A 25988-nucleotide genomic window follows, 5' to 3' on the forward strand; every position below is an offset into this window, starting at 1 on the left:
GCGGCCGCTCCCTACTTCGTCGCCTCCATCATCTGCCGCAGCTCCTTGCGCAGGTCGTTGACCTCGTCGCGCAGGCGGGCGGCCAGCTCGAACTGCAGCTCCGCCGCGGCCGCCTTCATCTGCTCCGACAGCTGCTGGATGAGCTCGGCGAGCTCCGCGCTGGGCAGCCCCGCTGCGCCGGACGCCCGCTCGGCCGCGGCCTCGCCGAGCACGGGCACGGGCGCGCCCTTCTTCGGCTTCACCCCGCCCGCGCGACCCGTCTGGCCGACGTCCGCCCAGGTCTGCAGCAGCGCCTCGGTCGTCTCGTCCTCGCGCGCCAGCATCTCGGTGATGTCCGCGATCTTCTTGCGCAGCGGCTGCGGGTCGATGCCGCGCTCGAGGTTGTACGCCACCTGCTTCTCGCGGCGGCGGTTGGTCTCGTCGATCGCCGACTCCATCGACGGCGTGATCCGGTCGGCGTACATGTGCACCTGTCCGGACACGTTGCGCGCCGCGCGGCCGATGGTCTGGATCAGCGACTTGTCGGAGCGCAGGAAGCCCTCCTTGTCCGCGTCGAGGATCGCGACCAGCGACACCTCGGGGAGGTCGAGGCCCTCGCGCAGCAGGTTGATGCCGACGAGCACGTCGTACGCCCCCAGCCGCAGGTCGCGCAGCAGCTCGATCCGCTTGAGGGTGTCGACCTCGGAGTGCAGGTAGCGCGTGCGGATGCCCGCGTCGAGCAGGTAGTCCGTGAGGTCCTCCGACATCTTCTTCGTCAGCGTCGTGACGAGCACCCGCTCCTGCTTCTCCACGCGCGCCCGGATCTCGCCGATCAGGTCGTCGATCTGGCCCTTGGTCGGCTTGACGACGACCTCCGGGTCGATGAGGCCGGTGGGGCGGATGATCTGCTCGACGACGTCGCCGCCGACCTTGTCGAGCTCGTAGTCGCCCGGGGTCGCCGAGAGGTAGATCGTCTGGCCGATGCGCTCGAGGAACTCCTCCCAGCGCAGCGGCCGGTTGTCCATGGCGCTGGGGAGGCGGAAGCCGTGGTCGACCAGGTTGCGCTTGCGGGACATGTCGCCCTCGTACATGCCGCCGACCTGCGGCACGGCGACGTGCGACTCGTCGACGACGAGCAGGAAGTCCTCCGGGAAGTAGTCCAGCAGCGTGTTCGGGGCGCTGCCGCGCGTGCGGCCGTCCATGTGCATCGAGTAGTTCTCGATGCCCGAGCACGAGCCCACCTGACGCATCATCTCGATGTCGTAGGTGGTCCGCATCCGCAGCCGCTGGGCCTCGAGCAGCTTGCCCTGGGCCTCGAAGGCGGCGAGCTGGTCGGTCAGCTCGGCCTCGATGCCCCGGATCGCCCGCTCCATCCGCTCCGGGCCCGCGACGTAGTGGGTGGCCGGGAAGACGTACAGCTCCTGGTCCTCCGTCAGCACCTCGCCCGTCACCGCGTGCAGCGTCATCAGCCGTTCGATCTCGTCGCCGAAGAACTCGATGCGCACGGCGTGCTCCTCGTAGACCGGGAAGATCTCGAGGGTGTCGCCGCGGACCCGGAAGGTGCCGCGCGTGAACGCCATGTCGTTGCGCGTGTACTGGATCTCGACGAGCCGGCGCAGGATCTGGTCGCGGTCGTGCTCCTCGCCGACCCGCAGCCGCAGCATCCGGTCGACGTACTCCTGCGGCGTGCCGAGACCGTAGATGCACGAGACGGTGGAGACCACGATGACGTCGCGCCGGGTCAGCAGCGAGTTGGTCGCCGAGTGCCGCAGCCGCTCGACCTCCTCGTTGATGGAGGAGTCCTTCTCGATGTAGGTGTCCGTCTGCGGGACGTACGCCTCCGGCTGGTAGTAGTCGTAGTAGGAGACGAAGTACTCCACCGCGTTCTGCGGGAAGAGGTGGCGCAGCTCATTGGCGAACTGCGCCGCCAGCGTCTTGTTCGGCTGCAGGACCAGGACCGGGCGCTGCAGCTGCTCGGCGACCCAGGCGACCGTGGCGGTCTTGCCCGTGCCGGTCGCGCCGAGGAGCACCACGTCCTGCGCGCCGTCCTGGATCCGCTTGGTGATCTCGGCGATGGCGGCCGGCTGGTCGCCCGACGGCTGGAAGTCGGACTGCACGTCGAACGGCGCCACGCGGCGCTCGAGATCGGTGACGGGTCGCATGCGTGCGAGCGTACGACGGGCCTCCGACAGTCCGGTCAGGCCTCGATCAGCCCGCGCTCGACGAGGACCGCACGCACGGCCGTGCGCAGCTCCCGCGGCGTGAAGGGCTTGCCCATGAACTCGTCGGCGCCGCTGGCGATGACCACCTCGCGGTCCGCCCGCTCCTCGCGGGCGGTCAGCACGAGCACGTACGCCTGGGAGAACTCCCGCAGGCGCCGGCACGTCTCGATGCCGTCGATGTCGGGCAGCCCGAGGTCGAGGGTGACGAGGTCCGGCGGCCAGCGCCGGGCCGTCTCCAGCGCCGCCGTGCCGGACGCCGCCTGCTCGACGTCGACGCCGAGCTGGCCGAGCACGAGCACCACCAGCTCCCGGATGTCGGGGTCGTCGTCGACGACCAGCACCCGTCCGCGTTCGCCCATGTGGCGGTTCCTCCTGAGATCGGCTCGGGCGTCACTCTCCCACATCGCCCACCGGCCCGCCCCCGGTACGCCGGGGCTCCGGACGAGCGGGTGACCGATCGGTAGATTGACCCCCGTGAGCAACCGCCGTGACGTCACCTCCCGCCTCCTCACGGCCCTGCGGCGCACGCTGCTGACCATCTTCGGCGTCCAGCTGGCCCTCGCGATCACGATGACGCTCGTCGACTCCTACCGCCGACGCGGCAAGAAGCCGAAGCCGTTCCCGACGAAGCGGCCCCGCGAGATCGCGATCGGCGACGGCACGGTCACGACGTACACCTTCGGGGAGGACCTGTACGCCGACATGCTCGAGGCCGTCCGGGGCGCCCGGAAGCGGATCCTGCTGGAGACCTACATCTGGAAGGGCGACGAGGTCGGCGAGCGGTTCAAGTCCGCGCTGGTCGAGGCGGCCCGCCGCGGCGTCGACGTCTACGTCATCTACGACGCGTTCGCGAACCTGGTGGTCTCGCCGCGGTTCAAGCAGTTCCCGCCGGAGATCAAGGTGCTGCGCTACCCCGTCTACGGCGCCGGCCTGCAGTTCTGGAACCTGCGCCGCTACGGCCGCGACCACCGCAAGATCCTCGTCGTCGACGACGAGACCGGCTTCGTCGGCGGCTACAACATCGGCAGCGCATACGCCACGGAGTGGCGCGACACGCACGTGCGGATCACGGGGCCCGGGGTGTGGGACCTGACGCGCACGTTCGCCGACTTCTGGAACCTGCACCGCCGCAAGCGGTTCCGCTCCAGCGAGCGGCCGCTGCTGCTCGACGCGGCCTCGGTGTGGGAGCCGCGGATCCGGTTCCACCGCAACAACCCGCGCCTGTGGATGTTCCCCATCCGCTCGATGTACCTCGAGGCCATCGACCGGGCCACGCACAACATCTGGATGACCAGTGCGTACTTCATCCCCGACCAGGACTTCGTCGACGCCCTCGCCGGCGCCGCGCGCCGCGGGGTCGACGTGCGGATCCTCGTGCCGCACAAGTCCAACCACGTGGTGGCCGACTGGATCTCCCGGGGCTACTTCAGCCAGCTGCTCGAGGCCGGCGTGCGCGTGCTGCGCTTCCGCGACGCGATGGTGCACGCGAAGACCGCCACGATCGACGGCAGCTGGTCCACCGTGGGCACGGCGAACATCGACCGGTTGAGCCTGCAGGGCAACTACGAGATCAACGTCGAGGTCATCGACGAGGCCTTCGCCGAGGTGCTCGAGGAGATCTTCCTCTCCGACCAGGGCCACTCCTGGGAGCTGCGCGAGGACGAGTGGGCGGCGCGCTCCGCCCACCGCAAGTTCACCGAGTTCGTGCTCGCGCCGCTGCGCCCCCTCCTCTGAGGCGCGCCCCTGTGCGACGCTGAGCGCGGTGGCGGGGGCCACCGGGTGCGACGAGGGGGAACCGATGCTGCGACGCAGGCGGCGGCTGGACGGCACGGACGCGTTCATCACCGGGGCGGCGAGCGGCATCGGACGGGCGACGGCCCTGCTGCTGGCACGTGAGGGCGTACGCGTCCACCTCACCGACCGCGACGGTCCGGGCCTGCAGGCCACGGCCGACGCCGTGCGCGCCGCCGGCGGCGCCGTGGGACTGGTCGACACCGTCGACGTCGCCGACGGCCCCGCGGTCGCCGAGCTCGGCCGCCGCCTCACCGCCGAGCACGGCGCGATGGACGCCGTGCTCAACGTCGCCGGGATCTCGGCCTGGGGAACCGTCCGCTCGCTGGAGCCGCACCACTGGCGCAGCATGGTCGACGTCAACCTGATGGGGCCGATCCACGTCGTTGCCGCCCTCGTCCCGCCGATGATCGAGGCCCGCCGGGGCGGGAGCGTCGTCAACGTCGCCTCGGCGGCGGGCATCGTCGCCCTGCCGTGGCACGCGGCGTACAGCGCCAGCAAGTACGGCCTGCGCGGCGTCTCCGAGGTGCTGCGGCTCGACCTCGCGCCGCACCGGATCTCGGTGTCGCTCGTGTGCCCCGGCGCGGTGGCGACGCCGCTGACCGAGACCGTGCAGATCGCCGGGGTCGACACCACCACGCCGCGGTTCCGTCGGCTCCTGGGCCGGTTCCGCGGCCACGCGGTCACCCCCGAGCGCGCCGCGGAGCTGATCGTCGACGGGATGCGTCGGCGCCGCTTCTGGGTCTACACGTCGCTCGACATCCGCCTGCTGCACCTCCTGCAGCGGCTCTTCCCGCCGGGGTACCACGCCGTCGTGCGGACGTTGGGGTACGCCGCGAACCGGGCCCTGCCCGACGTCGAGCGCGCACGGCGCGCGGACCTGCGGTGAGCGGCCCGCGGCTCGCGCCCGCCACCCGCCGCGACGTCGGCACCCGGGTGTGGGTGCTGGCGCGGCTCGCGGGGCGCGTCACGGGCACCGAGCCGCCCGGGGTGTTCCTCGCGTTGGGGCGCACGCGCGGATTGTTCTGGGGCTGGCTGCACTTCGCCGGTCGCCTGATGCCCGGCGGGCGGCTGCCTCGCCGCGACACCGAGCTGGTCATCCTGCGCGTCGCCGCCGTGCGCCGCAGCGCCTACGAGCGCGCGCAGCACGAGCGGCTCGCCCGACGGGCCGGGCTCACGTCCGACGAGATCACGGCCGTCGCGGCCTCCGATCCCCTGGCGGGTGAACCGGGCCAGCGCTGGAGCGCCCGGCAGCGGCTCCTGCTGGAGGCCACCGACGAGCTCCTGGAGACCGACGACCTGGGCGACACCACCTGGAGCGCGGTGCAGGCCGAGCTGGGCGACCGGTGCGCGGTCGAGCTCGTGCTGCTGGTGACGCACTACCGGATGCTGGCGACCACCCTGGCCACCCTGCGCGTGCCCGTCGACCGGCGACGCTGATCCTGCCGGGCGTACCGGGCGGGTCCGAGTAGGTTCAGCGGTCGAGCGGCGGTGGGGCGTACTGTGCGCCGCGGCGCACGGGCCCGCCGATCTCGCAGCTGCCGTCGAGGTAGAGCTCTCGGCGCTCCTCCTCGCCGTCCATGGGGTCGGCGAACTCCTCGAGGGGCCGGTAGTCGCACTCGTCCGCGCCCTGCAGCCACAGGTCGACGTTGAGCCAGCCGCCCTCGAAGGCGGTGGCGAAGCGGGACATGCCGTACGTCAGCGCGTCCGGCAGCGCGCGCAGGTGCGGCTCGCGCTGGTAGACGATCTCGCCCGCGACGTTCAGCTGCTCGAGCAGGGGCGGCATCACGGGCCGCAGGTCGCTCACGAGCAGCTCGGCGTTCGAGAAGTCGGAGCCGGCCCGCGACAGGATGGTCTGGAAGGTGGGGTCGAAGTCGCGCAGGAACTGGGCCAGGGAGGCGGCCGCCGTCGAGAACCGCTCCAGCTCGTCGATGTTCTCCTCGAACAGCTCGCCGACCGTCTGCCCGTTGACCAGGAGCTCCTGGGTCTCGGGGAACACCTCGTCCAGCGTGGCGGACAGGTTGTCGGTGGCGTCGAGCAGCGTCTCGAGGTCGTCGCCGACGCCGTCCGTCGCCGTGCCGAGCTCCTGCAGCACCGTCTGCAGCTGGTCGGCGTCCACGACCTCGATGAAGGCGCTGACGCTCTCGGCGGCCTCGGCGAAGGACACCGGGATGTCCACGGCGTCCGCCTCGATCCGGTCCCCGTCACCCAGGTAGGGCCCCTCGGTGTCGTCCGGGCGGAAGTCGAGGTACTGCTCTCCGACCGGCGAGAGGCTGCGCACCTGCGCCGCGGTGTCCCGCGGCACGTCGACCCCGTCGGAGAGGCTGATGGTCGCGGTCACGCCGCCGTCGGGGTTGATCCGGATCTTGTCGACGGTGCCGACGCGGCTGCCGCGGTACGACACCGCGGAGCCCTCGAACAGGCCGCCGGTGCGGGGCAGGTCCACCGCGACACGCGCCGGCTGACCGGTCAGCGGGAGGTCGAGGACGACGGTGAGCATGTACGCGGTGCCCGCGAGGAAGACGAGGACCAGCCCGAGGAGGCTCAGCAGCAGACGGTCCGGCAGCAGCTTCTTCATCTCATCCACCGTTCGGCGTCGAGCCACCGAGGAGGTCGTCCAGCCCCGGGAGCGGTGAGTTGAGCACCGAGGTCGCCCGCAACCGGAAGAACAGGTTGAGGTAGTCCGTCGGGGTGCGGTCGTCGAACGTCGCCGCGAAGGTGGCGAGGTCGTCGAGCGCGGGCAGGAGCTGGTCCTCGGCGGCCAGGACGGTGTCGAGCACCGGCCCCAGCTCGTCGACGATCAGGACCAGGTCGTCACGGGTGGTGCGCACGAGGTCGTCCGCGGTGATGGCGAGGGCGTCGGCGCTCTCCAGGAGCGTGGCGAGCTCTTCGGTGTTCTCCGTCAGGGTCGCGGCCGCCGGACGCAGGTCGCGCAGGGCGGCGTCGATCGTGCCCTCGCGCTCGTCGAGCGTCTGCGACGCCGCGGCCAGCGAGGTGAGGACGCGGTCGATCTCCTGGGTCGAGGCGAGCACCTCCGCGAGGAAGACGTCGGTCTGCGTGATGAGGCTGCGAGCCGAGCCGACCCGGCCGTCGAGCGCCGTGTTGAGCTCACTGACGATGGTCTGGATCTGACCCAGGTTGCCGCCGTTGATCAGCAGCGACGCCGACGCCAGGCTGTCCTCGACGGTGCTGGCGACGCTGGTCGAGCCGTCCGGGACGACGTCGCCGTCGGCCAACGGCTCACCCTCGGCCGACGCGGTGATCTCGACGTAGACCTCGCCCAGCGCCGTCGTGTAGCGCAGCCGGAACCCGGAGTCCGCGGGGATCTCGATGCCGTCGTCGATCGCCATCCGCACGCGGGCTGCGTAGTCGGCCGGCGCGATGTCGACCACCTTGCCGACCTGGACGCCGTCGAGCTTCACGACGGCGCCGTCCGGGAGGTTGAGGGCGTCCGAGAAGGTCGCCTCGATCGTGTACTGGTCGGCGCCGACCATCGACGGCTGCAGCCGCTCGACCCGGCTGCAGCCCGCGAGGGCACCGAGGGCGACGGCCAGCGTCGTGGCACCGACGACGACCGGCCGGGCGAAGCGGCGGGTGCGGTGGGAGCTGCGGTGAGGGGTGCTCATGGCTGCAGCAGCCCCCCGATCTGGCGCAGGAGCGCGAGCAGGTCCGGGCTGGTGCCCAGCTGCTCGCACAGGCCGATGCCGAGCGTGTCCGTCAGCGCCGAGCACAACGGCTCCGTGAGCGCCTGCGCGGGTGAGAAGTACTGCGGCGGCAGCTTCACCAGCACGCGGTTGTTGTCGCCCACCACGTCGCCGGTGTTGCGCATGGCCAGCGGGAGCACCTCGATCGTCTCCTCGAGCGCTGCACGGTGCTCGAGGAGGTTGGCCAGCACGTCCGTGAGGCCCTCGGAGGTGTTCACGATCGCGGCCCGGTTGTCGACCGAGAACCGGGCGATCGCGTTGAGCGCGTCGCTCAGCGCGACCAGGGACGCGCCGAAGTTGTCCTGCTCGGCGGCGAACAGCTCGGTGGCGTCCGTGACGCTGGTGAAGAACTGGTCGATGGTGGTCTCGTTCTCGGCGAGGACCGTGGTCAGCTCGTCGAGGTCGGTGATCGTGCCGGCGATGTCGCCGCTGCTGCCCGAGAGGGAGGACGCGGCGGTCGCGAACTCCTGGATCGTCTCGTTGATCTGGGTGCCCCGGCCCTGCAGCGTCGAGGCGCCGACCTCCAGCAGCCGGTTCAGGGTGTCGGCCTCGCCGTCGGGACCGCGCAGGCCGTCGCTGAAGGTCTGCAGCGTCTCGAGCACCTCGTCGAACTCGACGGGGGCGGCGGTCCGCTCGACGGGGATCACGGCTCCGTCCTCGAGACGGGGCCCCTCCTCGAACGCCGGGGTGATCTCGATGTAGCGGTCCGTGGCCACCGAGCGCGACGCGATCACGGCGCCCGCGGTGGCCGGCAGGGACTGGTCCGCGTCGATCTCGAGGGTGACCTCGACCAGGTCGCCCTGCGGCTCGATCTCGGTGACCGTGCCGATGGAGACGCCGAGCACTCCGACGTCGTTGCCGACGAAGAGCCCGGAGGTCGTGGCGAACTGGGCGGTGACGGTCAGCGGTCCCTCGCCCCCGACGGAGCACCCGCCGGTCGAGAGCAGGACGCCGCCGAGGGCGACGGCGCTCAGCGCCGTGCGCAGCCGGGACGGTCCGGTCCGTGGTTCGGTCCGTGGCTCGGTCATCCGGCACACCTCCGCTCGATGACGCACTCCAGGTTGTCGGGCAGCGCGCCCGGCGCGTACTGCGCCAGCCACGGGCCCGTGCCCGAGGAGTTCGTGAAGTAGCGCGCCGTCGCCGGCAGCATGGTCAGGGCCTCGTCCAGGGTCGCCTCGTGGCGCTGGAGCACGCCGATGGTCACGTCGAGCTCGGCCAGGAGCGGCCCGACGGCCTCCTCGTTGTCCTCGATCACGCCGGAGAGCTCGTTGCCCAGCGTCGTCAGGTCGCTCAGCAGCTCGCTGATGGTGTCGCGGCGCACGCGCAGCGTGTCGAGGATCAGCGTCCCCTGCTCCATCAGCTCGATCAGGTCGGGAGCCGACTCGGTCAGCTGCTGCGTCACCCCGCGGGCCGCGACGAGCAGCTCGTCGAGCTGGCCGGTGCGCTGGACCACGACCTCCGAGAGCGCCTGCACGCCGTCGAGCGCGGGGCCGATCTCGTCGCCCGAGGCGTCCAGCACCGCGGTGAACTCGGCCAGGCTCGCCTCGAGCGTCTGCGTGTCGAACTCGTCGAGGTCCCCGACGGCGTCGTCGATGGCGTCCTGCAGGTTGTAGGGCACCCGCGTCTGCGCCGTGGGGATGGTGTCGTCGGACAGGTCGCCCTCGCCCGCCGGCGTGACGAGCAGGAAGTGCGTGCCGAGCAGCGTCGCGACCTTGACCTCGGCCGTCGTGGCGTCGCCGAGCTCGACGTCGCTGTCGACGGTGAAGGTCACCCGCACGGCCTGGCCGTCGAGCTCGATGCCGGTGATGTCGCCCGCGCTGACGCCGGCGATCTGCACCTCCTCGCCGACGCGGAGCCCACCGGTGCTCTCGAGCATGGCCGAGTACGTCGACTTGCCGAGCGAGAGTCCCGCCGCGGCGCCCACGAGGGCGGCCAGGAAGGCGAGCACGGCGAACCCGGCCAGACCGACGCGGTAGCGGTTGGCGTTCGCGAGGCTGAACCGGCTCACGGGGTGCACCCCTCCGAGTAGGGACCGTTGGGGCTGGGCACCCAGACCGTCGCGCCCAGCACCTCGACGCCCAGGTTGCACAGGTAGATGTTGAGGTACGCGCCGTACGACATCGAGCGTCCGTAGCCGCCCAGGAGCAGCGGCAGCGACTCGATGGTGCGCGCCACCCGTTCCTGCTCGCGGGAGAGCAGCGCGGCCGTCTCCCCCAGGCTCGCGACGTCGGCCTGCAGGGGCTCGCGGATCTCGCCGAGCAGCTCGGACGTCGCGGAGACCAGGCTGCTGAGGTTGTCGATCGAGTTGGCGAAGGTGCCGCGCTCGGCGGCCAGGGCCGTCATCAGGTCGCGCAGCTGCGTGACCGTCGCGTCGAACTGCGTGGACTGGGCCTCGAGGTTCTCCAGCACCGGCGTCAGGTTCGCGAGCACCTGACCGAAGACGTCGTCCTTGGACGCCAGGTACTCCGTCGCCTCGGCCGTGTTCTGCAGCAGGGACTCGATGGTGCCGGCCTCGCCCTGCAGCACCGCCACGATGTTCGAGGCGAGCTGGTTGATCTCGGCCGGCTCGAGCACGCGGAAGAGCGGCTCGAACCCGTTGAGCAGCACGGTGAGGTCGAAGCCGGGCGAGGTGTTGACGATCTCGTCGCCCTCCTCGAGCTCCTCGCCGCGGTCCTCGCTCGGGGCGGTGACCGCGAGGTAGCGCTGTCCGAGGAGGTTCTGGTAGCGCATCGCCACCAGCGTCTGCTCGAACACCTCCTGGTCGGAGCGCAGGGTGAAGGTGACCAGGGCCGAGTTGTCCTCGGACAGCTCGATCCGCTCGACCCGCCCGACCTTGACGCCCGCGACCCGGACGTCGTTGCCCTCGCGCAGCCCGCTGACGGCCGTGAACTCGGCCGTCCAGGTGCGCAGGTCGCCGCCGACCGTGTTCGTCATGATCCGGAACAGTCCGACGAACAGCACGATCGAGACCGTCGCGAAGATCGTGAACTTGACCAGCGTGCTCTTCCACCCGGTCACGTCAGCACCCCCGTCCGCGCAGGTCGCCGTAGGAGGGGCAGTCCGCCGCGCCGTACGCCCGCGGGCCGGTCAGCACGAGGTTGGCGTCGATGCGCAGGTAGCGCCCGTAGCTCATGGCCTCGGTGAACCCGCGGCCGAAGTCGGCCGCGGCCAGGACGCCGGCGACCACCTGGTCGCGCTCGTCGTACAGGACGTCGACCGTGACGGCGGTGCGCAGGAGCACGTCGACCAGGGCCTCCTCGTTCTCGGTGAGCAGCAGGTCGGTCTCGTCGAGGAACGACGAGCCGTTGGTCACGAGCGCCACGAAGTTGCGCTCCTGGGCGATCAGGGTGCGGGCGGCGACGAGCACGTCGTCGGTCGCCTCGAACAGCTCCGGTGCGTACCTCTCGAAGGCCTCGAGGTTCACCGACAGCAGCTCGAGGTTCTCCCGCACCGCGGGCATCTCGGGGTTGAGGCGCGTCAGGTACTGGTCGAGGCGCACGATCGTCTCGCCCAGCTGCTCGCCGTTGCCGTCCAGCGCCTGGGAGAGGTTGCGCAGCGTGGTCGCCAGCTCGGCGGGGCCGAGCGCCGTGACGATCTCGTCGATGCTGTCGAGCACCTCCTGCAGCTCGAGCGTCTCCTCCGAGCGGTCCTGCTCGATCACGGCGCCCGCGCGCAGGAACTCGCCGGTCGCACCGGGCGAGGTGAGCTCGACGAAGGAGGTGCCGAACACGGTGGCCGGCAGCACCCGGGCCTGCACGTTGTCGGGGAGGTCGGCCGAGATCTCGGGGTCGAGGGCGACCGCCACGTCGACGAGGCGGCGTCCCGACTCCTCGTCCGTCTCCTCGCTGCGCGCGACGGACTGCACGCTGCCGACCACGACGCCCTGGTAGCGCACGTCGGAGCCCGACGCGAGCGCGCCGCCGGCGTTGTCGAGCTGCACGGTCGCGTCGAACTTCTCCGAGAACGCGCCCCGCCCGACGAGGGCCAGCACCGTCACCAGCAGGCCGATCAGCACGAGCCCGACCACGCCGCGCACGGCGAGCGTCGCCGTGCTCGGGTCGCGCGAGCTGCCCCGGAGGGTCTCCCAGATCTTCACCGGTTCACCCCGTGATCCTGAAGCCGGGGTCGGTGCCCCAGAAGGCGAGCGTGAGGAGCATGTTCATGAGGATGACCACGACGATGCTGGCGCGGATCGCGCGGCCGGTCGCCTCCCCGACGCCCTGCGGTCCGCCGCCGGCGTTGAAGCCGTACCAGCAGTGGATCAGCGTGACGAGGATGGCGAACACGACGATCTTCACGAACGAGAAGAGCACGTCCCGCCCGGAGATGAAGATGTCGAAGTAGTACTCGTACGTGCCCGCCGACTGCCCGAAGATCACCACCACGGAGAGCTCCGAGGCGATCCACGAGCCGATCAGGCCGATCAGGTAGAGCGGCAGGATCGCGACCATCGAGGCCAGCACGCGGGTCGTGACCAGGTAGCGCAGCGGGTGCACCGCCATGACGCCGAGGGCGTCGATCTCCTCGTGGATGCGCATCGAGCCGAGCTGCGAGGTGAACCGGCAGCCGACCTGGGCGGCGAGGGCGAGCGCGGCGATGAGGGGCGCGAGCTCACGCGTGTTCACCGACGCGGAGACGAACCCGGTGATGGGCGCGAGGCCGACCAGCTCGAGGCCGTTGAAGCCCTCGATGCCCAGCGACGTGCCGGCCGAGATCGACAGCAGCACCATCACGCCGATCGTGCCGCCGCCCACGATGATCGCGCCGCTGCCCCAGCTGATGTCCATGAGCTGGCGCAGGACCTCCTTGCGGTAGTGCACCAGCGTGTAGCGGGTCGCGAGCAGGGCCCGGACCGCGAAGGTCACGAAGTCGCCGAGGCGGGTGAGCGCGTCGGTGGGTGCGGCGAGGAGCTTGCTGGCCATCGTCGTCACCCCCTCACGCGATCCGCTGCGGCGCGAGCATCACGTACGCCTGAGTCAGGCCGACGTTGACGACGGACAGGAGGATGAAGCTCAGCACCACGGCCTGGTTCACCGCGTCGGCGACGCCCTTGGGCCCGCCCTTCGCGTTAAGGCCCTTGTGGGCGGCCACGATGGTGGCGATGAAGCCGAAGATCGCGGCCTTGAACTCCGCGAGCAGCAGGTCGGTGGGCTGGGCGAAGGACACGAAGGACGACATGTAGGTGCCGGAGCTGACGTTGCCCGAGCCGACGTTGAGGAAGTAGCCGGTGCCGATGGCGGTCACGGCCACGATCACGTTCAGCAGCAGCGCCACGATGATCGCGGCGAACAGCCGCGGCGCGACGAGGCGGTTGACGGGGTTGATGCCCATCACGCGCAGGGCGTCGACCTCCTCGCGCACGGTGCGGGCCCCGATATCGGAGCACAGGGCCGAGCCCACCGCGCCAGCGATCATCAGCGAGGTCACCAGGGGCGCGCCCTGGCGCAGCACGCCGATCCCGTTGACGGCGCCGCTGAACGAGATGGCGCCGATCTGGTCGGCGATGCCGCCGATCTGCACGGAGACGATCACGCCGAACGGGATGGCGACCAGGATCGTCGGCAGCAGGGACACCTTGGTCATGAACCACGCCTGGAAGAGCGCCTCGGTCCAGGAGAACTTGCGGGTCGCGATGTCGGTGAAGATCGCCTTCGTGGCCTCGACGGCGAGGACGATCATCGCCCCGGTCGTCGTGATGCCCGTCTGCACCCGGCCGCGGAGGTCGCCGACGAGCGCGACGCCCGGCACCCGGACGGGTCGCTTCGGCTTCGGTGCCGTCTGCGTGGTCACGCGGCCACCGGTCCCGACGCCCACGGCTGCCGGCGCGCCGGAGCACGGCCTGGGCGGCTGCGCGGCACGGTCACGGGCATGGGTCTCTCCGTTCGGCTCACCTGCGGGTTACTGAGCGGTCACTGGGGTAACGCGGGGTTCACCATAGGGTTACGCACGTCACAGAGAGAAGCACCGGTCCCGAATCCAGCGTGTCCTGCCTACCGACGGGTACGTCTCGCGGGCTCATCGCGGCAGGTGGCGACGCGGCGCCATCCGCGGTCCGCGGCGGGGCGGCCCCAGCCGGCCGAGCACGACGAGCTCGGTGACCCGCGCCCGGTGCGGGCGGTACTCCTCCAGCAGCTCGGCGAGGCCGGCGTCGTCGACCGGCTCGCCCGTCAGGGCCCAGCCGACGTCCTTGGCGACGTGGTAGTCGCCGAAGCTGACCGCGTCGGGGTCGCCGAGCGTGCGTCGCCGCACCTCGGCCGCCGTCCACACCCCGATCCCCCGCACGCTGCGCAGCGCCGCCTCGGCCGCCGCGCCGGGCTCGCGCACCGTGCGCTCGAGGCCGTCGGCCACGCGTGCGGCCCGCACGACCGTCGAGGAGCGGGCGAGGTCGACGGGCATGCGCAGCCACTCCCACGACGGCACGCTCCGCAACCGCTCCGGGTCGGGCGGGACCCTCAGGACCGGCGCGCCGGGTCGTTCCTCCCGGGTGGGGCCGGGCGCGGGGTCACCGAAGCGGCGCAGCAGCGAGGCGTACCCGGCGAAGGCCTCCTGACCGGTCACCTTCTGCTCGATCACGGCGGGGACCAGCGCGTCCAGCACGAGGCGGCTGCGCCCGAGCCGCCAGGCCGGGAACCGCCGCCAGAGGTCGGCCACCACCGCGTGCCGCGGCTCGAACCCGGCAGGGTCGTCGTCGGCGCCGAGCAGGGCCGGCGCACCGTCGAGCAACCAGGCGGCCCCGGGCCCCCAGGCGTCGAGGTCGACCTCGCCCGCGGACGGTCGCGGCGCCACCCGGAGGGTCCCCGGGCCCTCGGGTGTCCGGAACGCACGCCAGTGCGCGCCGTCGGCGGCGACCGCGTAGGACGGGTCGCGGCCGCCGTGCCGCTGCTGCGCGAGGATCGCGGTGGCGGGGCACGGCCAGCCCGGTCGCCACGTGCGGGAGACGTGCACGGGCGCCACGGTAGTGGGCCCCGCCGACGTCGGCAGGCGCGTCACGGCGAGACGCCCCTGCGACAGTTGTGCGACACCTGTGCGACGGTCGTGCAACTGCCAGTTGCACTAGCATGCGGCCATGACGACCGACGCCGAGCGCCCCGCCGGGGCCACCGACCGCCGTCGCAGCGCCGCGGCCTCGCGCCGCCGTCAGCGGGAGCGGGAGATCCTGGACGCGACCCGCCGGCTCTTCGACGAGCGGGGGGTGCGCGACGCGCAGATCGAGGACATCGCCCGGGCGGTGGGGATCAACCGGGCGATCGTGTACCGGCACTTCACCGGCAAGGAGGAGCTGTTCGCGCTCACGCTGGTCGGCTACCTCGACGAGCTGCGCGCGGCCCTGGCGACGGGGGCCGCCACCGACGGGCCCTCCGCGCAGCGCCTCACCGCCGTCGTGAGCGCGTTCGTCGACTACGGCATGGCCTACCCGGCGTTCGTCGACTGCGCGCAGACCCTCATGCGGCGCACCGGCACCGAGCTGCTCGACGAAATCTCCGAGAGTGCCCTGCTGCGTCTGGGGCGCGGCATCTCGGGCTGCCTCGCCGTCCTCACGGGGGTGCTGGAGGACGGGGTCGCCGCCGGCGACTTCCGGGTGGACGACCCCATCCTGCTGTCCAACACGCTGTACGCCAGCGGCCTCGGCGCCCTGCAGCTGGCCCGGGTCGGCATCCTCGTCAAGGAGGCCGCCCCGGGCGTGCCGACCGTCTCGAGCATCACCACCGAGCAGGTCCGCGCCCACATGGTCACCTCGGCGCTGGCGCTCGCGACGGCCTGAGCGGTCAGGGCCGCTCGAGGATCGCGACGACGCCCTGCCCGCCGGCGGCGCAGATCGAGATGAGGGCGCGGCCCTGGCCCTTGTCGGCCAGGAGCTTCGCCGCGTTGGCGACGATCCGACCGCCGGTGGCCGCGAACGGGTGCGCGGCTGCCAGCGAGGAGCCCTTGACGTTCAGACGGGTGCGGTCGACCGAGCCGAACGGCCCGTCGAGGCCGAGGCGCTCCGTGCAGAACACCGGGTCCTCCCAGGCCGCCAGCGTCGAGAGGACCTGGGAGGCGAACGCCTCGTGGATCTCGTAGAAGTCGAAGTCGCCCAGGCCGAGCCCCTCGCGCGCCAGCATCCGCGGCACGGCGTACGCGGGCGCCATCAGGAGGCCCTCGCCGCCGTGGACGTAGTCGACCGCCGCCGTCTCGTAGGCGGTGAGGTACGCCAGCACGGGGAGCCCGTGCTGCTCGGCCCACTCGTCGGAGGCCAGGAGCGTGACCGACGCGCCGTCGCTCAGCGGCGTGGAGTTGCCGGCGGTCATCGTGGCCGCCTCCCCCTTGCCGAAGACCGGCTTGAGCTTCGACAGCTTCTCCACCGTCGAGTCCGCGCGCAGGTTGTTGTCGCGCTCCACGCCGCGGAACGGCGTGACGAGGTCGTCCTGCCAGCCCTCGGCGTACGAGGCGGCGAGGTGCTGGTGCGAGGCCGCCGCCAGCTCGTCCTGCGCCTCCCGGGAGATCTGCCACTCGAGGGTCGTCAGCGCCTGGTGCTCGCCCATCGACAGCCCGGTGCGCGGCTCGCCGTTCTGCGGGATCGTCGGCACGACGTCGCCCGGCCGGATCCGGGCGAGGGCGGCCAGGCGACCCTTGAGGTCCTTGGCCCGGTTGGCGTCGAGCAGGATCCGACGCAGGTTCTCGCCCAGCGCGATCGGGGCGTCGGAGGTGGTGTCGGTGCCGCCCGCGATGCCGGAGTCGATCTGGCCCAGAGCGATCTTGTTGGCCACCGAGATGACCGCCTGCAGGCCGGTGCCGCACGCCTGCTGGAGGTCGGTCGCCGGCGTCGTCGCGGCCAGCTTCGAGCCGAGCACCGACTCCCGGGTCAGGTTGAAGTCGCGCGAGTGCTTGAGCACGGCGCCGGCGACGACCTCGCCCACCTGCTCGCCCGCGAGGCCGAAGCGGTCGACGAGACCGTCGATGGCCGCGGTCAGCATGTCCTGGTTGGAGACGTCGTTGTAGACGGTGTTCGAGCGGGCGAACGGGATGCGGTTGCCGCCGAGGACGGCGACGCGGCGGGTCTGGGCCTGCATGTCGGTTGCTCCTGATCGTCGAGAGGTCGGGCCTGCCGGGCGACGCCCGGCCCGCGCCGGGGTCCGAAGACCTCGCCGCGATAGGTGGACACGGAGTTACACTACGCGTTACCTACTGGCCGGTAGTCTGCTTGGCGTCCATCATCCATGCTGGACCCAGCGAGACCACCGCAGACCCACCCGCGCACTGGAGGCCGTCCTACCATGACCGACCGTTACCAGGGGTTCGTCGCGAGCCCCGTCGGCAAGTTCCTCGTCAAGAACCTCGGCCTGCCGAGCCCGGTGCGCCTCGAGCGCTACCGCGAGGGCGCGCCGCTCGTGGACGGCACCGTGCTCGTGGGCGGGACGGGACGCCTGGTCGACCAGCTGCCCGACGTGCTCGACTCCCTGGGGATCGCCACGGCGCTCCGACGCGACGACGACGCCACCTACAAGGGCCTCGTCCTCGACGCCACGGGCCTGACGGATGCCTCGGAGCTGCACGCGCTGCGCGACTTCTTCACCCCGGTCCTGCGCAGCCTCGACACGTGCCCCCACGTCGTCGTGCTCGGCACTCCCCCGGAGGCCACCGGCTCGATCGCCGAGCGCGTCGCGCAGCGGGCCCTCGAGGGCTTCACCCGCTCGCTGGGCAAGGAGATCGGCCGGGGCGGCACGGTGCAGCTCGTCTACGTCGCGCCCGGGGCCGAGCAGTCCGTCGACTCGACCCTCGCCTTCTTCCTCTCCCCCAAGTCGGCCTACGTCTCCGGCCAGGTCGTGCGCGTCGGCAGCACCGGGGCGACGCAGGCCGAGCCCGTCGCCGACCTCGCCCGCCCGCTGGCCGGCAAGGTCGCGCTGGTCACCGGCGCGAGCCGCGGCATCGGCGAGCAGATCGCCCGGGTCCTGCACCGCGACGGCGCCACCGTGGTCGGCGTCGACGTGCCGCAGGCGGCCAACGAGCTCGTCGCCCTGGTCAAGGAGCTCGACGGCGACCACATCGCCCTCGACATCACGGCCGCCGACGCGCCGCAGCGCATCGCCCACCACCTACGGGAGAAGCACGGCGGGGTCGACGTCGTCGTGCACAACGCCGGCATCACGCGGGACAAGAAGCTGGCGAACATGAAGGAGGACCGCTGGGACTCCGTCCTCGCGGTCAACCTCACCGCGCCCGAGCGGATCACGGCCGAGCTGCTCCAGCAGGGCGTGGTGAACCCGAACGGTCGCATCGTCGGCGTCGCCTCCATCGCCGGCATCGCCGGTAACGTCGGGCAGACGAACTACGCCGCCTCCAAGGCCGGCGTCATCGGGTTCGTGGACGCGCTCGCGCCCACGCTCGCCGACGGCATCACGGTCAACGCCGTGGCGCCGGGCTTCATCATCACGCAGATGACGGCCGCCGTGCCGTTCGCGACCCGCGAGGTCGGCCAGCGGCTCAACGCCATGGCGCAGGGCGGCCTGCCGGTCGACGTGGCCGAGACCATCGCCTGGTACGCCTCCCCCGGCTCCACCGCCGTCAACGGCAACGTGGTGCGGGTGTGCGGCCAGATGATGCTGGGCGCCTGAGGGGGACCCATGACGGAGACCAAGACCCTCACCGGCCCCGCCGGCGGCCTCGGCGTGCTCGCGCGCGCCGCCCTGCCCGCCGTGCCGGTGCTCAACCAGCTGCCGGGGGTGCGCAAGAGCGGCGGCTCCTTCGCCGGCCTGGCCTTCGAGCGGCCTCCGGTGCGGATCGAGCGCGACGAGGTGGACGCGTACGCGGCCGTCTGCGGCTTCCCGCGCAAGGACACCGTCCCGGTCACCTACCCCCACATGCTGGCCTTCGGGCTGCACATGGCGATCATGAGCGACCCCGCGTTCCCCTACCCGGCGATCGGCACGGTGCACCTGGAGAACCAGGTCACCTCGCACCGCCCGGTGCGGGTCGGGGAGACGCTGGCGCTGCGCACCGAGGCGGGTCCCGCGCGGCCGCACCCCAAGGGCCGCGTGCTGGACTTCGTCACGACGGCCCGCGCCGGCGACGAGGTCGTGTGGGAGAGCGTGTCGACCTACCTGCGCCGCGGCCGCGGCGACGAGGACGCGCCCTTCGGGAGCACGTTCGAGGAGGTGCCGGCCACCGGCACCCGCTGGCGGCTGCCGGGCGATCTCGGCCGGCGGTACGCGGCGGTGTCGGGTGACCACAACCCCATCCACCTCTACCCGTGGACGGCGAAGGCGCTCGGCTTCCCGCGCCAGATCGCGCACGGCATGTGGACCAAGGCGCGCTGCGTCGCGCAGCTGGAGAACCGGCTGCCCGACGCCGTGCGGATCGAGGTGTCGTTCCGCAAGCCGGTCCTGCTACCGGGCACGGTCGCGTTCGGGTCGCGGCCCGCGCCGCAGGGGTACGCCTTCTCCCTCACCGACCCGCGTCGCGGCAGCGTCCACCTCCTCGGGCGGACCACCGCCCTCGACTGAGGTCCGGGGGCGGTCAGCCGGGGGCCGTCGGGGGTCGGCCGGGACCCGTCAGGGACCGCCCACGTTCTCGCCCGTGACGCGGCGGATGAGGCCCTCCTGCGCCACGGTGGCCACGCGGCGGCCGTCCTCGGTGTGCACGCCGGCGACAGCCAGCCCGCGGGCCCCGCCGGCGGCCGGCGACTCCTGGTCGTAGAGCCACCAGGAGTCGGCGCGGAACGCCTCGTGGAACCAGATCGTGTGGTCGAGCGACGCAGGCTGGACGCCGCGCGAGTTCAGCGTCAGGCCGTGCGGCACCAGCGTGGCGCCCAGCAGGGTGAGGTCGCTGGCGTACACGAAGGCCGCCTGCTGCAGGACGCGGTCGTCCGGCACCTCGCCGTCGACGCGCACCCACATCCGGGCCCGCGCCGGGTGGACGTCGTCCGCGGGCAGGCCGAGGCCGGTGACGCCGACGTACCGGACGTCGAGGGCCGACCACTCGCGCGCCCAGGCCTCGACGTCGCTCTCGCCGCGGCTGCGCAGCAGCTCGATCACGGGCACCGCCTTCGCCGGCGGCGGCACCTCGGGCATCCCGACCTGGTGCGTGAAGCCGTCCTCGTCGGCCTGGAACCCGATCGTCGCGTAGAAGATGTCGCGTCCGTGCTGGCGCGCGACGACCCGCCGGGTGCTGAAGGTCCGGCCGTCGCGCAGGCGCTGGACGTCGTAGACGATCGGCACGCGCGAGTCGCCGGGACGCAGGAAGTACGCGTGCAGCGAGTGCGCGAAGCGGTCGACCTCCACGGTGCGGGCCGCGGCGACGAACGCCTGGGCTGCGACCTGGCCCCCGAAGACCCGCTGGCGCGCCGTGTCGGGCTGGCGGCCCCGGAAGAGGTTGACGTCGATGGTCTCGAGGTCGAGCAGGTCGAGCAGCTCGGCGGCGTTCTGGGGCATGGGGCTCCGGTCGTGTGGTCGGTCGGTGGTCCGCGGGCGGGTCAGGCCCGGTCGTCGCGGTCCTCGGGGGCGTCCAGCCCGGCCAGGAACTGCTCGAACTGGCGTCCGATGTCCTCGCCGGTGGGCAGCGGCTCGTCGTCGGCCAGCAGGCTCGAGCCCTCGGCCTGGGCGCGGTGGAACGTGTCGTACTGCTGCTCGAGCCCCTCGACCACCTGGCGTACCTCGGCGTGCTCCTCGAGGTAGGCGGCGATCTCCGCGTCCGTCTGCTCGGCGGACTCACGCAGCGACGCGAGGTCGATGTCGATGTCGGCGACCCGGCCGACGTGCTCGAGCAGGCTGATCGCGGCGCGGGGGTAGCTCATCTGCGCGACGTAGTGCGGCACGTGCACGACCACGCCCTGCATCGCGTGGCCCCACTCGCCCAGCCGGATCTCCAGCAGGGCCTGGGCGCTGGACGGCACCCGCAGCTCGCCCTGCCACGCGGAGGGGCCGAGCACCAGTGCCGGGTCGTTCGCGTGCTCGGTCAGGGCGACCGGCCGGGTGTGCGGCACGGCCATCGGCACCGCCGCCATGGCGACGACGCGGTCGACGCCGAGTCGCTCGACCACCTCGCGCACGGCGCGGGCGAAGCCCTCCCACCGGATGTCGGGCTCGGGACCGACGAGCAGCAGGTACGCCCGACCCGCGGCGTCGCGCTGGCGTCGGACCACCAGGCGTGGGGCCTCGTAGTCCGCGTAGTGGTCGCGCACGAACGACACGGGCGGGCGGCGGGCGCGGTAGTCGAACAGCGCGTCGACGTCGAACGTCGCCACGACGGGACCGCGCTCCTCGAGCAGGTGCTCGGCCGCGACCGTCGCCGCGTTGCCGGCGTCGAGGAAGCCGTCCAGGGCCAGGACGAGCGTGACGGGCTCGGTCGCCTCGCCGTCGGCGTCGTCGACGACGTGCACCAGACGCTCGGATCGGTCGCGGTCCACCGCCGGGCTCCTCTCGTTCGGGGGCGCCGGTCTTCTCGCCCGGCCCGGGGACAACCGTAGTGGGACGCCGATCTGTTCCCGGCGCCCGTCCGGCCCCGGGCGACGAGCCGGTCAGCCCGCCTTCGCCGCGGCCTCCTCGCGCGCCAGGTTGCTGCGGCGCGCGCCGTACGCGAAGTACACGACGATGCCGATGAGCATCCAGACCCCGAAGCGCACCCAGGTCTCGCCCGTGAGGTTGAGCATCAGGTAGCCGCACAGGAGCACGGACAGCGTCGCCACGACGCCGACGGCGGGCGCGCGGAACGCACGCGGCAGGTCGGGACGCGTGCGGCGCAGGACCACCACGCCGATGCTGACGAGCACGAACGCGAACAGGGTGCCGATGCTGACCAGGTGGCCGAGCGTGGCGAACGGGACGAAGCCGCTCATCAGGGCGACGCCGGTGCCGGTGATGAGGGTGATGACGTAGGGCGTGCCGTACTTCGGGTGCACCTTGCTCAGGACCGGGGGCAGCAGGCCGTCGCGCGCCATCGCGAACGCCACGCGGGTCTGGCCCATCATCAGGATCATCACGACGACCGTCAGGCCGATGCAGGCCCCGATCGCGATCACGTCACCGATCCAGTCCTGGCCCACGGCGGTGAAGGCCGTCGCCAGCGGCGCGGCGTCCGAGGGATCGATCTCCGTGTAGCTCTGCATGCCCGTGATGATGAGGCTGACCGCGATGTAGAGACCGGTGACGATCGCGAGCGAGCCGAGGATCCCGATCGGCACGTTGCGCTGCGGGTTCACGGTCTCCTCCGCCGTCGTCGCGACGACGTCGAAGCCGATGAAGGCGAAGAACACGATCGACGCGCCCGCGATGACGCCGGCCACGCCGTAGACGGCCGGCTCCAGGCCGAAGAGCGACGAGATGAGGGTGGAGGACCAGAAGTCGCCACCGTCGCCCGAGGGCGACGGCTGCGAGTCGGGGATGAAGGGCGTGTAGTTCGCGACCTTCACGTAGCCGATGCCCATCACGATCACGATCGCGACGACGGCCAGCTTGATGGCGACGACCACCTGGTTGATCCGGCTGGAGAGCTTGATGCCGCCGATCAGCACGAGCATCACCAGCAGGGAGATCACGATCGCCGGCAGGTTGATCGAGCCCGTCTCGACCGACGCGATCGCGTCGGGGATCTCGAACGGCGTCCCGGCCAGCACGGACTGGAGGTAACCCGAGAAGCCCACCGACAGCGCGGCGGCTCCCACGGTGAACTCGAGCGCCAGGTCCCAGCCGATGATCCAGGCGACGAACTCGCCGAAGGTCGCGTAGCTGAAGGTGTACGCGCTGCCGGCCACCGGCACCGTCGAGGCGAACTCGGCGTAGCAGAGCGCGGCGAGCGCGCAGGCGAGGCCCGCGATCGCGAAGGACAGGGCGATGGCGGGCCCGGAGTTCGTCGCGGCCACCTGGCCGGTGTAGACGAAGATGCCCGCGCCGATGATCACGCCGACCCCGAAGACGGTCAGGTCGAGCGCCGTCAGGTTCTTCTTCAGCCGGTGCTCCGGCTCCTCGGTGTCCGCGATGGATCGCTCGACGGACTTCTTGCGCGTCAGGTTCACGGCGCGACCGTACGCCCGTCACGGTGACGCGACCACCCACGCCCCGGCGCGCCGGCCCGCGAGCAGGGCCGCCGCTCAACCGAAGGTGGCCACGATCCGCTCCGCGGCGGCGTCCGCCAGCTCGGCGCCGTCGATGCCGAGGGTGCGCGTGAGCACCCCGTCCCGCTCCTCGTCCGGGGACGCGGCGTAGCTGTCCAGCAGCTGCCACAGCGTCTCGGCGCCGTACACGGCGGCCACGTGCTCGCAGGCGTACCAGGCCAGGCCGTAGCTGGTCCCTGACACGGCACCGCGGAAGTCGTCGTCGGCGGGGAGGGCCGCGTCGCCGCGCACGGCGGCGTCGAGCGCACCGCGGGAGATCACGCGCTCGGAGCGGGGCAGGCCGCGGACGGCGACGTACTCCGCCACCCCCTCGGAGAGCCAGACCGGCACGCGGTCGTCGCGGCTGCCGAGCGCCACGTGGGTCAGCTCGTGGCGCAGCAGCCGGTCGCGCGTGCCGGGACCCAGGCTGCCGTCGAGGACGCGGGGGCTCAGCACGACACGCAGCGCGGCGACGTCGCCGCCGCCGTCGGGGTCGGTCCACACCGGGAACGCGACGCCGTCGAGCGCGGACGGGTCGTCGACGCCGGCCGCACGGTCGAGCGCCTCGGGCGAGCCCAGCGCGTACACCATCGCGGTCGCGGACCACGCGAACGGCACGAGCCCGTCCACGGCCGCGACGGCGTCGGCGACCTCCCCCGGGAGCCCTGCGGCGCGCCCGTCCCCGGCGTCCGCCACGACGAGCGCCCCGCCCTCGCGCAGGACCTGCACGGGCCCGCGGTCCCACGGGGCGGCGTCCTCGGCGTCACCGACGAGGCGGTAGGCCCCGTCCTCACGCACGAAGGTGTGCCGGGCGACCGTCACGACGGGCGCGGAGTCCCAGCCGTCGACCTGCAGGCTGCGCCGGACGTCCACCGCCACGCGCCCGCCCTCGTCGCGGGCCGACCCGGCCACGACGTCCCACGTCGCGACCCGACGGGGCAGCTGCAGCAGGTTGGTGAACACCCACGCCTGGCGCTCGACGTAGGCGGGGTCGGCGGTGGCCGCCACCTCGGCCGCCCAGGCCGTTGCGTCACCGGCCTGCAGGGCGCGGGCGCGCCGGTCGAGGACGTCGGCCACGAGCGGCTCGGCGGCCCGTGCGGCCTCGGACGCCCGGTCCCCGCCGGCGCCGTCGCGCTGGTCCCCGGGAAGACCGCACCGCGCGGCGAGGAGTGCGACGAGGAGCAGCCCGAGCACTCCGACGGCCCAGGGCCGCCGGGTCCGTGCGTCGTCCTCAGCCGGTCCGGTCGACATCGAGGAGGGCCGCCGCCTGCGGCAGGGCGGTGATCTCCTCGATGCACAGGCGCGCGAGCGTCTGCGCGTCGAGCCCGACCTGCTCGAGGATCGCGGCGCGCTTCGCGTGCTGCAGGAACTCCTGGGGGATGCCGTGGACGCGCACCGGGGTCCTGACCCGCGCCTCGTTGAGCGCCGCGAGCAGCGCAGCGCCGCACCCGCCGACCTTGCCGTTGTCCTCGATGCTGACCACGAGCCGGTGCTCGCGCGCCAGGTCGACCAGCACGTCCTGCGTCGGGATCACCCAGCGCGGGTCCACGACGGTGGCGCCGATGCCGTGCGCGTCCAGCCGCTCGGCGACCTCGAGCGCCGTGGTGGCCATCGCGCCGACGGCGACGACCAGCACGTCCTGCTCGCCGCTGCGGTGCAGCACGTCGACGCCACGGACGTGGTCGACGGCCCCGATGTCCGCCGGGGGCGGCCCCTTCGGGTAGCGCACGACGGTGGGCGCGTCGTCGACCTCCACGGCCTCGCCGAGCAGCTCGGCCAGGCGGGCGCCGTCGCGCGGCGCAGCGAGCCGCAGCCCGGGCACGACCTGCAGCAGCGACATGTCCCACATGCCGTTGTGGCTCGCGCCGTCGTCACCGGTGACGCCCGAGCGGTCGAGCACGAAGGTCACGCCGCAGCGGTGCAGCGCGACGTCCATCAGCACCTGGTCGAACGCCCGGTTGAGGAACGTGGCGTAGACCGCGACCACCGGGTGCAGCCCGGCCATCGCGAGGCCGGCCGCCGAGGTCGCGGCGTGCTGCTCGGCGATGCCGACGTCGAACGTGCGGTCCGCAAAGCGGTCGGCGAAGGGCTGCAGGCCCACCGGGTGCAGCATCGCGGCGGTCAGCGCGACGACGTCGGGACGCCGCTCGCCGATCCGGACGATCTCCTCGGCGAACACGTCGGTCCAGCCCGGGGCCTTCGGCTTCTCGACGCCGGTGCCGACGTCGAAGGGGCCCGGGGCGTGGAACTGGTCGGCCTCGTGCTGCTCGGCCGCGTCGTAGCCGAAGCCCTTGCGCGTCAGCGCGTGCACGATCACCGGGCCCTCGAAGCGCTTGGCTTGGGTCAGCGCCTGCTCGACCGCCTCGCGGTCGTGGCCGTCGACGGGGCCGACGTACTTCAGCCCCAGGTCCTCGAAGAGACCCTGCGGGGCGATCGCGTCCTTGAGGCCCTTCTTGACGGCGTGCAGCGCGTCGTAGGCGGCCGGGCCGACCCCGGGCACGGACGTCAGGCGCCGCTTGACCAGGTCCAGCACGTTCTCGTAGCGCGGGTTGGTGCGCAGCGCGCCCAGCGCGGTGGCGAGGCCGCCGATGGTCGGCGTGTAGGAACGGCCGTTGTCGTTGACCACGATCACGACGCGGCTGTCCGGCGAGATCGCGATGTTGTTGAGCGCCTCCCAGGCCATGCCGCCCGTGAGGGCCCCGTCGCCGATCACGGCGACCACGTGCCGGTCGTCGCCCTGCAGCGCGTACGCCTTCGCGAGGCCGTCCGCGTAGCTCAGCGCGGTCGAGGCGTGCGAGTTCTCCACGATGTCGTGGGCCGACTCCGCCTGGCTGGGGTAGCCCGACAGGCCGCCCTCCTGCCGCAGGGTCGAGAACCGCGACGCGCGGCCCGTGAGCAGCTTGTGCACGTAGGTCTGGTGACCGGTGTCGAAGACCACCCGGTCACGCGGCGAGTCGAACACCCGGTGGATCGCCAGGGTCAGCTCGACCACGCCGAGGTTGGGCCCCAGGTGGCCGCCCGTGGTCGCGCACGTGCCGACGAGCACGTCACGGATCTCGGAGGCCAGCTCGTCGAGCTGCGACGCGGACAGTGCGCGCAGGTCCTCCGGTGTCGAGATCGACTCCAGATAACCCATGTGCCGAGCCCCTTCCTCGCCGGCGACGTCGCCGGCCCCGCAGTCGGGCCCACCGATGCTCCCGGCGGGCGTCCGGCGAGTCTAGCCACCCC

At 72.4% G+C, this 25988-nt stretch carries 23 protein-coding genes; 6 read left to right on the forward strand and 17 right to left on the reverse strand.

Features of this window, described 5'->3' with window-relative positions; genetic code table 11:
• Positions 1–11 precede the first annotated feature (11 nt).
• Positions 12–2141 carry an excinuclease ABC subunit UvrB gene (gene uvrB, locus RDV89_RS05300; protein WP_315731900.1) on the reverse strand — a complete coding sequence of 710 codons (2130 nt, stop codon included), beginning with the start codon at positions 2139–2141 and terminating at the stop codon, positions 12–14.
• Between the two features lie 35 nt (positions 2142–2176).
• Complete coding sequence (locus tag RDV89_RS05305) at positions 2177–2560, reverse strand: response regulator transcription factor (protein WP_315731901.1); 384 nt, start codon at positions 2558–2560, stop codon at positions 2177–2179.
• A 178-nt stretch (positions 2561–2738) separates the two neighbouring features.
• On the opposite strand from RDV89_RS05305, the gene RDV89_RS05310 reads away from it, so the two are divergent.
• From RDV89_RS05310 to RDV89_RS05320, 3 genes are all read left to right on the forward strand, one after another.
• Positions 2739–3935, forward strand: a complete 1197-nt coding sequence (locus RDV89_RS05310; RefSeq protein ID WP_438823261.1) for a phospholipase D-like domain-containing protein — start codon at positions 2739–2741, stop codon at positions 3933–3935.
• Positions 3936–3999: 64 nt separating this feature from the next.
• Positions 4000–4881, forward strand: a complete 882-nt coding sequence (locus RDV89_RS05315) for an SDR family oxidoreductase (protein ID WP_315731903.1) — start codon at positions 4000–4002, stop codon at positions 4879–4881.
• Positions 4878–5432 (forward strand): carboxymuconolactone decarboxylase family protein, encoded by a 555-nt coding sequence (locus tag RDV89_RS05320; RefSeq protein ID WP_315731904.1) that lies wholly within the window; start codon positions 4878–4880, stop codon positions 5430–5432. The genes RDV89_RS05315 and RDV89_RS05320 overlap by 4 nt, the downstream gene beginning before the upstream one ends.
• A gap of 34 nt (positions 5433–5466) precedes the next feature.
• Here the strand turns inward: RDV89_RS05320 and RDV89_RS05325 are convergent, their stop codons facing one another.
• The 9 genes from RDV89_RS05325 to RDV89_RS05365 all read right to left on the reverse strand — a co-directional run bounded on the left by RDV89_RS05325 (position 5467) and on the right by RDV89_RS05365 (position 14641).
• Positions 5467–6570, reverse strand: a complete 1104-nt coding sequence (locus tag RDV89_RS05325) for an MlaD family protein (protein ID WP_315731905.1) — start codon at positions 6568–6570, stop codon at positions 5467–5469.
• Between the two features lies 1 nt (position 6571).
• The gene (locus RDV89_RS05330) at positions 6572–7618 is read right to left on the reverse strand and encodes an MCE family protein (RefSeq protein ID WP_315731906.1); all 1047 of its coding nucleotides are present in this window, start codon (positions 7616–7618) and stop codon (positions 6572–6574) included.
• A complete protein-coding gene (locus RDV89_RS05335) occupies positions 7615–8724 on the reverse strand; it encodes an MCE family protein (RefSeq protein WP_315731907.1) in 1110 nt (369 codons plus the stop codon). Before RDV89_RS05335 ends, RDV89_RS05330 begins: the two co-directional genes overlap by 4 nt.
• Complete coding sequence (locus RDV89_RS05340) at positions 8721–9704, reverse strand: MCE family protein (RefSeq protein WP_315731908.1); 984 nt, start codon at positions 9702–9704, stop codon at positions 8721–8723. The genes RDV89_RS05335 and RDV89_RS05340 overlap by 4 nt, the downstream gene beginning before the upstream one ends.
• Positions 9701–10714, reverse strand: a complete 1014-nt coding sequence (locus RDV89_RS05345; RefSeq protein ID WP_315731909.1) for an MCE family protein — start codon at positions 10712–10714, stop codon at positions 9701–9703. The genes RDV89_RS05340 and RDV89_RS05345 overlap by 4 nt, the downstream gene beginning before the upstream one ends.
• A 1-nt stretch (position 10715) precedes the next feature.
• A complete protein-coding gene (locus tag RDV89_RS05350) occupies positions 10716–11792 on the reverse strand; it encodes an MCE family protein (protein WP_315731910.1) in 1077 nt (358 codons plus the stop codon).
• Positions 11793–11796: 4 nt separating this feature from the next.
• A complete protein-coding gene (locus tag RDV89_RS05355) occupies positions 11797–12618 on the reverse strand; it encodes an MlaE family ABC transporter permease (protein ID WP_315731911.1) in 822 nt (273 codons plus the stop codon).
• A 13-nt stretch (positions 12619–12631) separates the two neighbouring features.
• Entirely contained in the window at positions 12632–13486 is an 855-nt protein-coding gene (locus RDV89_RS05360) for an MlaE family ABC transporter permease (protein WP_315731912.1), read from the reverse strand.
• A gap of 225 nt (positions 13487–13711) precedes the next feature.
• Positions 13712–14641, reverse strand: coding sequence for a DNA-3-methyladenine glycosylase family protein (locus RDV89_RS05365; protein ID WP_315731913.1), 930 nt, complete (start codon positions 14639–14641; stop codon positions 13712–13714).
• Between the two features lie 121 nt (positions 14642–14762).
• On the opposite strand from RDV89_RS05365, the gene RDV89_RS05370 reads away from it, so the two are divergent.
• Positions 14763–15458 (forward strand): TetR/AcrR family transcriptional regulator, encoded by a 696-nt coding sequence (locus RDV89_RS05370; protein WP_315731914.1) that lies wholly within the window; start codon positions 14763–14765, stop codon positions 15456–15458.
• A gap of 4 nt (positions 15459–15462) precedes the next feature.
• On the opposite strand, the gene RDV89_RS05375 is transcribed toward RDV89_RS05370, so the two are convergent.
• On the reverse strand, positions 15463–16746 hold the full coding sequence (locus RDV89_RS05375) for an acetyl-CoA C-acetyltransferase (protein WP_315731915.1): 1284 nt from the start codon (positions 16744–16746) through the stop codon (positions 15463–15465).
• Positions 16747–16950: 204 nt separating this feature from the next.
• On the opposite strand from RDV89_RS05375, the gene RDV89_RS05380 reads away from it, so the two are divergent.
• The gene (locus tag RDV89_RS05380) at positions 16951–18288 is read left to right on the forward strand and encodes a 3-oxoacyl-ACP reductase (RefSeq protein ID WP_315731916.1); all 1338 of its coding nucleotides are present in this window, start codon (positions 16951–16953) and stop codon (positions 18286–18288) included.
• A gap of 9 nt (positions 18289–18297) precedes the next feature.
• On the forward strand, positions 18298–19176 hold the full coding sequence (locus RDV89_RS05385; RefSeq protein ID WP_315731917.1) for a MaoC/PaaZ C-terminal domain-containing protein: 879 nt from the start codon (positions 18298–18300) through the stop codon (positions 19174–19176).
• A 48-nt stretch (positions 19177–19224) separates the two neighbouring features.
• Here RDV89_RS05385 and RDV89_RS05390 read toward each other — a convergent pair whose 3' ends face one another.
• From RDV89_RS05390 to dxs, 5 genes are all read right to left on the reverse strand, one after another.
• The gene (locus tag RDV89_RS05390; protein WP_315731918.1) at positions 19225–20103 is read right to left on the reverse strand and encodes an acyl-CoA thioesterase; all 879 of its coding nucleotides are present in this window, start codon (positions 20101–20103) and stop codon (positions 19225–19227) included.
• A 41-nt stretch (positions 20104–20144) separates the two neighbouring features.
• Positions 20145–21077 carry a PAC2 family protein gene (locus RDV89_RS05395; RefSeq protein WP_315731919.1) on the reverse strand — a complete coding sequence of 311 codons (933 nt, stop codon included), beginning with the start codon at positions 21075–21077 and terminating at the stop codon, positions 20145–20147.
• Positions 21078–21188: 111 nt separating this feature from the next.
• A complete protein-coding gene (locus RDV89_RS05400; RefSeq protein WP_315731920.1) occupies positions 21189–22682 on the reverse strand; it encodes an amino acid permease in 1494 nt (497 codons plus the stop codon).
• A gap of 75 nt (positions 22683–22757) precedes the next feature.
• Positions 22758–23954: a hypothetical protein gene (locus RDV89_RS05405; RefSeq protein ID WP_315731921.1), complete on the reverse strand. Its 1197-nt coding sequence runs from the start codon at positions 23952–23954 to the stop codon at positions 22758–22760.
• Positions 23955–23991: 37 nt separating this feature from the next.
• The gene (gene dxs / locus RDV89_RS05410) at positions 23992–25896 is read right to left on the reverse strand and encodes a 1-deoxy-D-xylulose-5-phosphate synthase (RefSeq protein ID WP_315731922.1); all 1905 of its coding nucleotides are present in this window, start codon (positions 25894–25896) and stop codon (positions 23992–23994) included.
• Between the last annotated feature and the right edge of the window lie 92 nt (positions 25897–25988).

Origin of the sequence: Nocardioides imazamoxiresistens (assembly GCF_032378595.1) — a bacterium.
GTDB lineage: Bacteria > Actinomycetota > Actinomycetes > Propionibacteriales > Nocardioidaceae > Nocardioides > Nocardioides imazamoxiresistens.